Raw genomic sequence first — 12520 nt, 5'->3', positions numbered from 1 at the left:
CCAATCCCCGCCGTTGATGCCTACCCCCCTGCGCCGCCGCCTGCGCCTGGCTCGCCGTTTCGCGTTCTACGCGGTGGCGATCGGGCTGGTGTGCGTGGCGCTGGTGGTGGGGGCGTTGAGCCAGGCGCTGCCGTTCGTGGAGCGGCATCCGCAGCGGATCCAGGCCTGGCTCAGCGAGCGCGCCGGGCGCCCGATCCAGTTCGACCGGGTCGAGACCGCGTGGACCCGGCGCGGTCCGCTGCTGCGCCTGGATGGCTTGCGCGTGGGCGCCGGCGACGGCGTGCGCGTCGGCCAGGCCGAGGTGCTGGTGTCGATGTACGCCGGTCTGTTGCCGGGCCGCTCGTTCACCGAGCTGCGCCTGCGCGGGCTGGCGCTGACCCTGCTGCGCGGCGCCGACGGCAGCTGGTCGGTGCAGGGCCTGCCGACCACCGGGCAGGGCGGCGATCCGCTGGACGCGCTGCAGGGCCTGGGCGAGCTGCAGGTCATCGATGGCCGGCTGGCGGTGCATGCGCCGGAACTGGGCGTGGAGGCGACGTTGCCGAAGATCGACCTGCGCCTGCGCGTGGACGGCGACCGCCTGCGCGTCGGTGCGCAGGGCTGGATCGATCCCCGGCAGGCGCCGCTGACTGCGGTGCTGGACATGGACCGCCGGCGCGGCAGCGGCCAGGCCTATGTGGCCGCGCGCCCGGCCGAGCTGGCCGGCTGGTCGGGGCTGCTGCAGGCCGGCGGCATCCGGGTCGACGGCGGCGCCGGCCAGGTGCAGGGCTGGGCGCAGTTGCGGCAGCATCGCATCGTCGGGGTCAGCGTCGAGGCCACGCTGCGCGACCTGCGCCTGAGCGGCGCGGCGCCGGCCGCCGGTGGCGCGCGGCCGCAGACCGCGTTCACCACGCTGCGCGCCACCGCGCGCTGGCGGCAGATAGAAGGCGGCTGGCGGCTGGATGCGCCGCAGTTGCAGATCGGCCAGGTGGGCCAGCCGACGCAGCGCCTGGATGGGCTGACCGTGGCCGGCGGGCGCCGCTTCGCGTTGCTCGGCGAGCGCCTGGACCTTGCGCCGCTGCTGGCGGTGGCCGCGCTCAGCGACGGCCTGTCGCCGAACCTGCGCGCCTGGCTGCACGCGGCGCGGCCGCGGCTGCAGTTGACCCAGGTGGCGCTGACCGGCACCGCCGGCGGGCCGCTGTACGGCCAGGGCCGCCTGAGCGAGCTGGCGTTCGCGCCGGTCGGGCAGTCGCCCGGCGTGAGCGGCCTGCGTGGCCGCTTCGATGGCGACGCGCAGGGCGGCGAGCTGGTGCTGGACGCCGCCAGCCCGGTGCGTTTCGACTGGCCCAGCGGGTTCGGCGTGCCGCACGACGTGCAACTGGCCGGGCGCATCGTGGTGTTCCGCGATGGCGAGGACCTGCGCGTGGCGACACCTGCGCTGCGCGTGCAGGGCACCGATTACGGCGCCGACTTCCGCGGCGGGCTGCGCTTCCAGGCCGACGGCTCAAGGCCATGGATCGATCTGGCCGCCGAGCTGCAGGATGCGCCGGTGGTGGCGGCGAAGAAATTCTGGGTGCATTCGAAGATGAGCAAGGCCGCCACCGACTGGCTGGACGCCGCGCTGCAGGGCGGGCGCCTGCGCGGCGGCCGCGCGCTGGTGTCCGGCGACCTGGACCAGTGGCCGTTCGTCGACCACAACGGCCGCTTCGAGGCCAGCGCACGGCTGGACGACGGTAAGGTCCGCTTCCAGCGCGAATGGCCGGCGGTGGAGAAGGTGGACGCCGATGTCGTGTTCATCGGCAATGGCTTCCAGGTCCAGGGCCGCGGCGAGATGGGCGGGGTGCCGGTGGAGCGGCTGTCGGCGACCTTGCCGGACTACAAGGAGGGCCAGCTCAGCGTGCTGGCCAGCAGCCGCGCCGAGACCGGGCAGTTGCTGGCGATGCTGCGGCAGAGTCCGCTGCGCAAGCGCTATGGCGACACCCTCGACGCGCTCAGCGCCTCCGGCCCGGCCGAGGTCAGTTTCGACCTGCTGCAGCCGTTGCGCCGCGACGTGGGCGTGCATCATCTGCGCGGCAAGGTGGAACTGCTCGGCGCGCACATCGCCGACCGCCGCTGGGATGTGGCCTTCGACGACATGCGCGGCAGTGCCGACTATCGCGACACCGGCTTCGAGGCGCCCAAGCTGGCGGTGCAGTACGCCGGCCATGCCGGCGAACTGGCGCTGCGCGCCGGCGATGGCGTGAGCGATCCGCAGCAGGCCTTCGAGGCGGCGCTGAGCGCCTCGGTGGACGCCGACGAACTGCTCGACCGGGCGCCGGAAATGGCCTGGCTCAAGCCGTTCGTGCAGGGCCGCTCGCGCTGGAACATCGGCGTCGGCATGCCCAAGACCGCCGATGGCGGGGTACAGCCGCCGACCCGCCTGCAGCTGCATTCGGATCTGGTCGGGACGCAGTTGCTGTTTCCGGCGCCGATGGACAAGGCCGTGGCCGCGCCGCTGGCGACCTCGGTCAACGTGCCGCTGCCGGTCGGCACTGGGCGCATCGAGGTGGCCTTCGGCAAGCTGATGGCGCTGGTCGCGCGCAGCCAGAACGGCAAGACCGGGGTCAAGGTGGTGATGGGCAGCGACCACGTGGCCGAGGATCCGCCCAGCAGCGGCCTGACCGTGAGCGGCCGCACCGCCTCGTTGAACGCGATCGACTGGATCGGCCTGGTCAGTCGCCCGGATCCGAACAAGTCGACCACGCCGGGCGCCGAAGACCCGATGCCGCTGCGCCAGATCGACGTGCTGGCCGACCACTTGCTGCTGCTCGGTGGCGTGTTCGACAACACCCGCCTGCGGCTGCAACCGCAGGCCGACACGGTGGCGGTGCATCTGGACGGACCGGCGTTGGCCGGCGAACTCAGCGTGCCGAGCAAGGAGGGTGGGGTGCTCGGCGGCCGCCTGGCGCGGGTGCACTGGCGCGCCGCGCCGGTCGCGAGCGCGCCTGCGGCCGCGGCCGCGGCGCCGGCCAACGCGGCATCCGATGCAACACCCGCGGCTGCGGCGGTGCGGCCGCTGACCGAGGCGATCGACCCGGCCTCGATCCCGGCGCTGGCGCTGGACGTGGACGACCTGCGTTTCGGCGCGATGAACCTCGGCGCCGCCTCGCTGCGCACCCGCAAGCTGGGCGATGGCATGCAGGTGGACCAGCTGCACCTGCGCTCGGACAAGCAGAAGATCGACATCAGCGGCGACTGGCGCGGCAAGGGCGCCACCGCGCGCACCCAGCTCAGTGCCAGCGTGGACAGCCAGGACCTGGGCGAACTGATGCAGAACCTGGACTTCGGCGGCCAGCTGCGCGGTGGCGAAGGCACGCTGACCCTGCGCGCCGCCTGGCCCGGCGATCCGGCCGGGTTCCAGCTGGCCACGCTGCAGGGCCAGCTCGACGTGGCCGCGCGCAATGGCCAGCTGCTGGAGCTGAACCCCGGCGCCGGGCGCGTGCTCGGCCTGCTCAGCGTGGCGCAGCTGCCGCGCCGGCTGATGTTCGATTTCCGCGATTTCTTCTCCAAGGGCTTCGCCTTCAACCGCATCGACGGGCAGGTGCAGTTCGGCAACGGCGTGGCGCGCAGCGAATCGATGCTGATCGACGGCCCGGCCGCGGAGATCAAGGTGCGCGGGCAGGCCGACCTGCGCGCGCAGCAGTTCGACCAGACCATCGACGTCAATCCCAAATCCGGCAATCTGCTGACCGTGGTCGGCGCGGTCGCCGGCGGCCCGGTCGGCGCGGCGGTCGGCGCGGCCGCCAACGCGGTGCTGGGCAAGCCGCTGGGCGCGATCGGCGCACGCACCTACCGCGTCACCGGCCCGTGGAAGGATCCCAAGGTGGAGGTGGTCGAGCGCGAATCGGCGCGTCCGCCGGCGCCGCCCGCGTCGTCCAGAAGTCCCTGAATCGGCGCCTGCGCCGCGCCGCCGGCGCTTGCGCTGAGCGCCCCCGTCCCCCATGTTGAGCCCCATGACCGAAAACGCCCTCGCCCTCGCCGAAACCCGCCTGTTGCTTCCCGCCGGCCTCGATGCCACCAGCCTGGAGCGCGCCTTCGGCACGCTGCTCGGCCCCGGCATCGACTTCGGCGACCTGTATTTCCAGCATTCGCGGCGCGAGAGCTGGAGCGTGGAGGACGGCATCGTCAAGGACGGCGCCCATTCCATCGAGCAGGGCGTGGGGGTGCGCGCGATTTCCGGCGAAAAGACCGGTTTCGCCTATTCCGACGACATCCACCGCGATGCGCTGCTGGCCGCGGCGCAATCGGCGCGCGCGATTTCCCGCGACGGCGGCGCGCAGCCGGCGCAATCGCTGCTGCGCGGCAATGGGCGCGCGCTGTATCCGGCGCTGGACCCGGTGGACGGCATGGGCAACGACCTCAAGGTCGAGATGCTGCGGCGCCTGGACCAGTTCCTGCGCGCCGCCGATCCGCGCGTGCAGCAGGTGATGGTCGGCCTGTCCGGCGGCGTGGACACGGTGCTGGTGGCGCGCAGCGACGGCGTGCTCGCCGCCGACGTGCGCCCGCTGGTGCGGCTCAACGTGCAGGTGATCGTCGAACAGAACGGGCGCCGCGAGTCCGGCCATGCCGGCGGCGGCGGCCGCTACGGCTACGAAGTGCTGTTCGCCGACGGCCGCCCCGAGGCCTTCGCCAAGGAGGCGCTGCGCCAGGCGCTGGTCAACCTGGAGGCGGTGCCGGCGCCGGCCGGGGTGATGCCGGTGGTGCTGGGTCCCGGCTGGCCCGGCGTGCTGCTGCACGAGGCGGTCGGGCATGGCCTGGAAGGCGACTTCGCGCGCAAGGGCACCAGCGTCTATGCCGGGCGCATCGGCCAGCGCGTGGCCTCGCCGGGCGTGACCATCGTCGACGACGGCACCCTCGACGGCCGCCGCGGCTCGCTGAACGTGGACGACGAAGGCACGCCGACCAATTGCACCACGCTGATCGAAGACGGCGTGCTGGTGGGCTACATGCAGGATTCGTTGAACGCGCGGCTGATGGGCGTGGCGCCGACCGGCAACGGCCGCCGCGAATCGTTCGCGCACCTGCCGATGCCGCGCATGACCAATACCTACATGCTGGCCGGCCAGCACGATCCGGAAGAAATGATCCGCTCGGTGAAGAAGGGCCTGTACGCGGTCAATTTTGGCGGCGGCCAGGTCGACATCACCAGCGGCAAGTACGTGTTCTCGGCGACCGAGGCCTACCTGATCGAGGACGGCAAGGTTACCGCGCCGGTGAAGGGCGCCACCTTGATCGGCAACGGCCCGGAGACGATGCAGAAGGTGCGCATGATCGGCCACGACCTCGCGCTGGACGAAGGCGTGGGCGTGTGCGGCAAGGACGGGCAGAGCGTACCGGTCGGCGTCGGCCAGCCGTCGCTGTTGATCGACGGGCTGACTGTGGGCGGGACGGCGTAGGAGCCGGGGGTGGGGATTCGGGATTCGGGATTCGGTAAAGCCGCGCGCGGTCGCTGTTGCGATGCCGATGCGCTTGGTCGGCGTCGCCGCCTAGCGTGCCGAGGCGGTCGCGGATACGCGACCGTTAGGGGCCGCCGCCGACGTGGCTCAGTCGCGCGCGTCGTCCTCGAACTCGTCGTCGTCCGCTTCTTCCAGTTCCGAGTCCCCAGTCCCGAATCCCGAGTCCGCCCCCAGCACCAACTCGCGCAACTCCCGGAACAACTCACGGTAGGCATGCGGCGGCTTGTTCTTCAGCCGCTCTTCCTTGGCGTTGCGGATCAGCTGGCGCAAGCGCTGGCGGTCGGCCTCGGGGTAGTGGCCGAGCAGTTCGGACAGCGCGCTGTCGCCGTCGGCGAGCAGGCGCGTGCGCCAGTCCTCGACCCGGTGGATCGCCGCCACTTCGCGGCGCGCGCCGTCGCTGTTGGCGTCCATCGCCTCGCGGATCGCGTCCAGGGTGGCGTCGTCCTCGCGGCGCATCTGCTTGGCCAGGAACGCCAGCTGCCGCTTGTGCGCGATGTGCGAGGTGATGCGCTTGCTTTCCTCGATATGCGGGATCAGCGACTCGGGCACAGGCAGCTTGGCCAGTTGCGCAGGGGTCAGCGCCACCAGCTTCTCGCCCAGGGTCAGCACTTCCAGCGCCGCGCGGCGCTGCTGGCTGCGGCTGTCGCCGCGGAATTCACCGGTGTCTTCGTCGCGTCCGCGCATCGTCTTTCCAATTCGAATTTTTCGCTCCGCGTTGCGCGGAGCCGTTACCTCTACAGGATAAAGCATTGAACGCGATCACTTCCGAACTGCGCCGCGACGACAGCCTGGAACGCCTGGAGCGCCTGTCCGACATCGCCGAGCGGCTGTTGGCGCGGGCGCGCGAGCTGGGCGCCAGCCAGGCCGAGGTCAGCTGCAGCGAAGACCGCGGGCTGGACGTCAACGTGCGCCTGGGCGCGGTGGAAACGGTCGAGGCCACCCGCGACCGCGGCATCGGCGTCACCGTCTACTTCGGCCAGCGCAAGGGCAGCGCCAGCACCGCCGACCTGCACGAATCCAGCCTCGAGGCGACCGTCGCCCAGGCCTGTGCGATCGCCCGCTACACCGAGGACGACGTCGCCGCCGGGTTGGCCGACGCGACGCTGATGGCGCGCGACATGCCCGAGCTGGACCGCTGGCATCCGTGGGCGCTGGAACCGGAGCAGGCGATCGAACTGGCCCTGGCCTGCGAGGCCGCCGGCCGCGATGCCGACCCGCGCGTGGCCAATTCCGACGGCGCCTCGGCCGGTAGCAGCGAGAGCCTGTCGGTGTACGCGAACTCGCACGGTTTCGTCGGCCGCGAGCGCAGCACCCACCATTCGATCGGCTGCGCGCTGATCGCCGGCCACGGCGACGGCATGCAGCGCGACGGCTGGTACAGCAGCGCGCTGGCGCGCGAGGATCTCGAACAGCCGGCGGCGATCGGCCGCCGCGCCGCCGAGCGCACCGTGGCCCGGCTGCAGCCGCGCTCGCTGCCGACCGGCGAGTTGCCGGTGCTGTTCGCCCCGGAAATGGCGCGCTCGCTGGTCGGGCACCTGCTCGGCGCGGTGTCCGGCGGCGCGCTGTACCGCCGCGCCAGCTTCCTGCTCGACAGCGTCGGCACCCGCTTGTTCCCGGACTGGTTCGCGATCGACGAACTGCCGCACCTGCGCCGCGGCCTGCGCTCGTCGACCTTCGACGGCGAGGGCGTGGCCACCCGTGCCGCGCCGCTGATTGCCGGTGGGGTGCTGCAGCGCTACGTGCTGGGCAGCTACTCGGCGCGCAAGCTCGGCCTGCAGACCACCGCCAACGCCGGCGGCGTGCACAACCTGCAGGTCGCGGCCAATGCCGACGACCTGGCGTCGATCGCCGCCGGCATCCCGCGCGGCCTGCTGGTCACCGAACTGATGGGCAGCGGCGTCAATCCGGTCACCGGCGACTATTCGCGCGGCGCCGGCGGCTTCTGGATCGAGAACGGCGCCATCGCCTATCCGGTGGACGAGGTCACCATCGCCGGCAACCTGCGCGAGATGTTCCAGCGCATCGAGGCGGTCGGCCGCGACATCGACGTGCGCTCGCACGTGCACATCGGCGCGGTGCTGGTCGGCAAGATGACGGTGGCCGGAAGCGACTGAGGCAGCCGCTGCCCGGTCCGGACGGCGGCGTGGGCGAACGCGACCGCCGCGCGCGCGCCGGCGCCGGGTTGCTGGATCCGGCCGCGTCGGCGCTGCAGCGCGCGCTGGCGGTGACCGCGCATCTGTCGATGGCTGGCCGCGTTTGCCGCAGTGAACGTCCATCTCGTCTATCTGATGTATACGCTGCCGTTGCTGTGGCTGCCGCCGGCCTGCCTGTGGCTGGCGACCAGGCGGCGCCTTCGCTTCGCTGCCGCGCACTGCGCGCAGGCGGTGGCCCTTGGCGCCTGCCTGTCGCTGCTGTGCGTGCTGCTGCTGACGCCGGCGCTGCTGATCTTTGGCGCTGCGTTGATCGTGCTGCCGCTGTTGATCGTGGTCCTGCTGGTGGGCATGGCGTTTGGCCTGGCTGCTGCGGCCGCGGCCGCGTTTGGCCAACGTTACCGCCATCCGCTGCTGCCCCGGGGCGACGCCTGAGCAGGCGCCCGTCGCCGCGGCGCGGCGTTCGCATGACTTGACAGGCTCGCGCGGGCCACCGAGAGTGGCGCGCGAAGCGCATTGCCCACTCACCACCCATAAGGAAAGGAATACCGATGAGCGAATTCGACAACGTGACCGCACCGCCGCCGCCGCCGGCTGCTGCCGGCCCGCAGGAAGACCGCACGGTCGCTTTGATCACCCATCTGTCGGGCATCATCGCCGGCTTCATCGTGCCGCTGATCATCTGGCTGATCAACAAGGACAACCCGGCCAAGTCGTTCCTCAACGACCAGGCCAAGGAAGCGTTGAATTTCCAGATCACCGTCGCCATCGCTTACGTGATCTGCGTGGTGCTCAGCATCATCGTGATCGGCGGGCTGCTGATGCCGGTGGTGTGGGTGGTGAACCTGGTGTTCTGCATCCTGGCCGGGATCAAGGCCAACGAAGGCGTGGCCTACCGCTACCCGTTCGCGCTGCGCCTGATTAAGTAAGCGCGCGGTCCGGTTTGCGAAGAAGGCCCGGCATTCGCCGGGCCTTTTTTATTTCGACCGCTTGGCAACCGGCTGTTCAAGGCCGAGTCCCGGTGTCGCTGCGACGGCCGCGGCCACGAAGTCCAGCACCGCGCGCACCGGCGCAGCGCGGCGCAGATCGCGGTGCACGACCAGCCAGATATCGCGCGAGAACACGCTTCCCGTGTGTTCCAGCCGCAGCATCGCGGGGTCTGCGTCGCCCAGAAAGCACGGCAGGCCGGCGACGCCGGCCCCGGCCCGCGCCGCGGCCAGGTGACTGCCGATATCGCTGAGTTCGCAGCCAACCGTCCGCTTGCCGGCGATATCCAGCAGCCACTGTTGCTGCGGCATGTCGGCGAATTGCGCGTCGTAGGCGATGAAGCTCCAGTCCTCGGGGCGGTGCGCCGCCGCGTAGTCGCGGCTCGCGTACAGCGCGAACGGCATTTGCGCGAGCTTGCGCACGACGCTGCTGGCTTCGGTGGGGCGCACCAGCCGCAGGGCGACGTCGGCTTCGCGCCGGCTAAGCGATACCTGCTGCGCCTGCGCCAGCACCGACAGGCGGATGCCGGGGTAGTCGTTGCGGAAATCGGGCAGCCGCTGTGCCAGCAGGTGCGTCACCAGCACTGGCGGCGCGCTGAGCGTCACGGTTCCACTCAGCGGCGTGTGCTCGGCGCGGACCAGGCGTTCCGCGGCGAACGCGGCCGTTTCCATCGTTTTGGCGTGTTCGTAGAGGTGCACGCCCATGGGTGTCAGGCGGCAGCAACGCGGCAGGCGCTCGACCAGCGCTGCCTGCAGCTCGGTTTCCAACGCGGTCAGCCGCCGGCTGACCGTGGCGTGATCCACGTGCAGGGCGCGAGCCGCGCCGGACAAGGTGCCGGCACGCGCTACCGCCAGGAAATGACGAAAGTTCTCCCAATCGAACATCTGTGCGTTTTCTCCAGGCTGGCTGGCGATTTTAGGGAATTTGCGCGGACATGGGCGGCGCCTAGCATGCGGCGTCATCGCATTTCGGACGCATTCCATGTCTTCGTCTTCTCCTTCCGCGCGCGGCACGCTGTTGGCGGCCGCGCTCGGCTTCGTCGTGGTGTTGCTCGATGTCAGCGTGGTCAATGTGGCACTGGACGCCTTGCGCCAGCGCTTCGCCACCGATGTGGCCGGCCTGCAGTGGGTCATCAACGCCTATACGCTGGTGTTCGCCGCCTTGCTGCTAAGCAGCGGCGCGCTCGGCGACCGCTACGGCGCGCGGCGGATCTTCCTGCTCGGCTTCGCGGTGTTCACCCTGGCATCGGTCGCGTGCGGCCTGGCCGGCAGCCTGCCGCTGCTGATCGCCGCGCGCCTGGTGCAGGGTCTGGGCGCGGCGCTGCTGGTGCCGAACTCGCTGTCTATGCTGCAACAGGCGTTTCCGGATCGCGAACGGCGCAGCCGGGCGGTGGGCTGGTGGGGCGCCTGTGGCGGCATCTCGCTGGCGGCCGGGCCGGTGCTGGGCGGAGTGCTGGTGACCCACCTGGGCTGGCGCAGCATTTTCCTGCTCAACCTGCCCCTCGGCGCGCTCGGGATCTGGCTGACGCTGCGCCATGTCGCCGCGCATGGCGGCAGCCATCGGCGCGGCCTGGACTGGGGCGGGCAGGTGACGGCGATCGTGGCGTTGGCGGCGACGACCATGGCCTTGACCGAAGCCGGCCCGCTCGGCTGGGCCCATGGTCTGGTCCTCGGTAGCCTGCTGCTGGCGGTGGTGGCGGCGCTGGGGTTTGTCTGGATCGAGGCGCATAGCCCCGCGCCGATGTTGCCGTTGCCGCTGTTGCGGATTCCGACCTTCGCCGTGGCCTCGGTCGCCGGCGTGGTGGTGAACTTCGCCTACTACGGCTTGATCTTCGTGTTCAGCCTGTTCTTCCAGATCCAGCAGCAGCTCTCGCCGCAATTGGCGGGGTTGGCCTTCCTGCCGATGACGCTGGTGCTGATGGCGGTCAACGTGCTGGCGGGGCGGCTGATCACCCGCGTGGGCAGCCGGCGCTTGATGGTCGCGGGCTTGCTGCTGGCGGCGTTGGGCTATGCGCTGCTGCTGCCGGTCAGCATCGATGGCAGCTATTGGCGCCTGGTGGTGCCGATGCTGCTGGCGGCCAGCGGCATCGCGCTGATGGTGCCGACCATGACCAACGCGACGCTGTCGGCGGTGGACGCGTCGCGCGCGGGGATCGCGTCCGGCGTGCTCAATTCCGCACGGCAGGTCGGCGGCATGCTCGGCGTGGCGATCTTCGGCTATCTGATTCGGGATACGGCGGCCGTGGCCTTCATGCGCGGCATGCATGCGGCGATCGGCATTTCCGTGGCGTTGTTGCTGTGCGCGAGCGTGCTGTGCTGGTTCGGCATCCGTCCGGAGCGCGCGGCGGCTTGACCGGGTCCGTGGGCGCTGTGGCGCCTGCACCGCTTGCTGGTCCGCGATCTCCTCTCGCCGCAGCAGATCGCGTCTGCGCCGGGTCAACCCGGGCGGGTGTCGCGCGTTTGCATTACCGATGCCGAACCGGAGCGCCGCATGATCCGACGCGAAACCCTGAGTGCCGCGAACCGCTTCGGCCTGGGCGCACGCCCCGGCGAGCTGGCGGCCATCGACGACCCGCGCGCGTGGCTGGCCGCGCAGTTGCGCGCGCCGCCCGCAGCCGTCCCCGCCATGCGAGGCTTGCCCGACAGCCTGGACTATCTGCGCCGCGAAGCGGCCTATCAGCGCGAACGGCGTCAGGCGCGGATGCAGGCGCCAGCGGATGCCAAGCCCGCGCAGCAGGCGGCGCGCGGCCTGTACCGGCAGGCGCAGGCGCAGGAACTGGCTGCGCGCTACGCCGTCGCGGTGGCCAGCGCGGACGGCTTCGCCGAACGTCTCGTGCATTTCTGGTCCAACCATTTCGCGGTCTCGGTCGATAAGCGCGCGGCCGCGCTGTACGCCGCGCCGATGGAACGCGAAGCGATCCGCCCGCAGTGCATGGGCCGCTTCGCCGACCTGCTGCTGGCGGTGGAGTGGCATCCGGCGATGCTGCGCTACCTGGACAACGCCAATTCGATCGGACCCGACTCGGTGCTGGCGCAACGCGCGCAGCGGCGTGCGGCGCGCCAGGGCCAGGATGCGCCGCCGCGGCGGCCCGGGCTCAACGAGAACCTGGCGCGCGAGATCCTGGAACTGCATACGCTGGGCGTGGACGGCGGTTACACCCAGGCCGACGTCACCGAACTGGCGCGCGCGATCACCGGCTGGGGCGTGCCGATGCCACGCGATTTCGAGCAGGGCGCGCCCGATCGCGCTTTCGTGTTTCGCGCCCCGGCGCATGCCGCTGGCAGCCGTCAGGTCCTGGGCCGGCGCTATGCCGAAGCCGGGCTGGAGCAGGGCGAGGCGATCCTGACCGCATTGGCCCGGCACCCGGCCACCGCACGGCATGTGTCGCTGAAGCTGGCGCGGCATTTCGTCCACGACGATCCGCCGCCTGCGTTGGTGCAGCGCATGGCCGACGCCTGGCTGCGCAGCGATGGGCACTTGCCCAGCGTGTACCGCGCGCTGATCGATAGCCCGGAAGCGTGGAGCGTGCAGGCGCGCAAGTTCAAGCCGCCGCAGGATTTCGTGCTGTCGGCGCTGCGCGCCAGCGGCGAATGGCCGCAGGCGCCGGCACAGCAGAACATGGTGCTCGGCCTGCTGACGCGGATGGGGCAACCGCCGTTCACGCCGCGCTCGCCGGCCGGCTATGCCGATGTGGCCGCCGAATGGAGCGGGCCGGATGCGCTGTGGAAGCGGGTGCAGGCGGCCGAGGCGCTGGCCGGGCTGGCCGCACCGACCGATCCGCTGGCGTTGGCCGGCACCGTGTTCGCCACGACGCTGGACCAGGACACCGGCACGGCCTTGCGCCGCGCCGAATCGCCGCGCGACGGCGTGGCCTTGCTGTTGGCCAGCCCGGTCTTCCAATGGCGTGCCTGA

General features: G+C 71.3%; 9 protein-coding genes. 7 read left to right on the top strand and 2 right to left on the bottom strand.

Annotated features, from left to right (window positions below):
- Positions 1-16: 16 nt before the first annotated feature.
- On the top strand, positions 17-3904 hold the full coding sequence (locus HEP73_RS14540) for a YhdP family protein (protein WP_185820518.1): 3888 nt from the start codon (positions 17-19) through the stop codon (positions 3902-3904).
- Positions 3905-3968: 64 nt separating this feature from the next.
- Complete coding sequence (gene tldD / locus HEP73_RS14535; protein ID WP_185813342.1) at positions 3969-5411, top strand: metalloprotease TldD; 1443 nt, start codon at positions 3969-3971, stop codon at positions 5409-5411.
- Positions 5412-5558: 147 nt separating this feature from the next.
- Here tldD and yjgA read toward each other — a convergent pair whose 3' ends face one another.
- Positions 5559-6155 (bottom strand): ribosome biogenesis factor YjgA, encoded by a 597-nt coding sequence (gene yjgA / locus HEP73_RS14530; RefSeq protein WP_185820517.1) that lies wholly within the window; start codon positions 6153-6155, stop codon positions 5559-5561.
- 65 nt (positions 6156-6220) lie between these two features.
- On the opposite strand from yjgA, the gene pmbA reads away from it, so the two are divergent.
- The 3 genes from pmbA (at position 6221) to HEP73_RS14515 (ending at position 8550) form a co-directional block, all read left to right on the top strand.
- On the top strand, positions 6221-7585 hold the full coding sequence (gene pmbA / locus HEP73_RS14525) for a metalloprotease PmbA (protein WP_185820516.1): 1365 nt from the start codon (positions 6221-6223) through the stop codon (positions 7583-7585).
- A gap of 150 nt (positions 7586-7735) precedes the next feature.
- Complete coding sequence (locus HEP73_RS14520; RefSeq protein WP_255423507.1) at positions 7736-8056, top strand: DUF4870 domain-containing protein; 321 nt, start codon at positions 7736-7738, stop codon at positions 8054-8056.
- A 116-nt stretch (positions 8057-8172) separates the two neighbouring features.
- Positions 8173-8550, top strand: a complete 378-nt coding sequence (locus tag HEP73_RS14515; RefSeq protein WP_185820515.1) for a DUF4870 domain-containing protein — start codon at positions 8173-8175, stop codon at positions 8548-8550.
- 48 nt (positions 8551-8598) lie between these two features.
- On the opposite strand, the gene HEP73_RS14510 is transcribed toward HEP73_RS14515, so the two are convergent.
- Positions 8599-9492, bottom strand: a complete 894-nt coding sequence (locus HEP73_RS14510) for a LysR family transcriptional regulator (RefSeq protein ID WP_185820514.1) — start codon at positions 9490-9492, stop codon at positions 8599-8601.
- A gap of 97 nt (positions 9493-9589) precedes the next feature.
- Here HEP73_RS14510 and HEP73_RS14505 point away from each other — a divergent pair, with 97 nt between their 5' ends.
- Together HEP73_RS14505 and HEP73_RS14500 are read left to right on the top strand one after the other, a co-directional pair.
- A complete protein-coding gene (locus HEP73_RS14505; protein WP_185820513.1) occupies positions 9590-10960 on the top strand; it encodes an MFS transporter in 1371 nt (456 codons plus the stop codon).
- A gap of 138 nt (positions 10961-11098) precedes the next feature.
- Complete coding sequence (locus tag HEP73_RS14500) at positions 11099-12520, top strand: DUF1800 domain-containing protein (protein ID WP_185820512.1); 1422 nt, start codon at positions 11099-11101, stop codon at positions 12518-12520.

Source organism: Xanthomonas sp. GW (assembly GCF_014236815.1).
In the GTDB taxonomy this organism is placed as follows: domain Bacteria; phylum Pseudomonadota; class Gammaproteobacteria; order Xanthomonadales; family Xanthomonadaceae; genus Xanthomonas_A.
This window is presented reverse-complemented; position numbering and strand designations above follow the sequence as displayed.

Coding starts and splice junctions, on each gene's coding strand:
- tldD (WP_185813342.1), top strand. CDS start 3,969: ATGACCGAAAACGCCCTCGCCCTCGCCGAAACCCGCCTGTTGCTTCCC.
- HEP73_RS14515 (WP_185820515.1), top strand. CDS start 8,173: ATGAGCGAATTCGACAACGTGACCGCACCGCCGCCGCCGCCGGCTGCT.
- yjgA (WP_185820517.1), bottom strand. CDS start 6,155: ATGCGCGGACGCGACGAAGACACCGGTGAATTCCGCGGCGACAGCCGC.
- HEP73_RS14505 (WP_185820513.1), top strand. CDS start 9,590: ATGTCTTCGTCTTCTCCTTCCGCGCGCGGCACGCTGTTGGCGGCCGCG.
- HEP73_RS14540 (WP_185820518.1), top strand. CDS start 17: ATGCCTACCCCCCTGCGCCGCCGCCTGCGCCTGGCTCGCCGTTTCGCG.
- HEP73_RS14510 (WP_185820514.1), bottom strand. CDS start 9,492: ATGTTCGATTGGGAGAACTTTCGTCATTTCCTGGCGGTAGCGCGTGCC.
- HEP73_RS14500 (WP_185820512.1), top strand. CDS start 11,099: ATGATCCGACGCGAAACCCTGAGTGCCGCGAACCGCTTCGGCCTGGGC.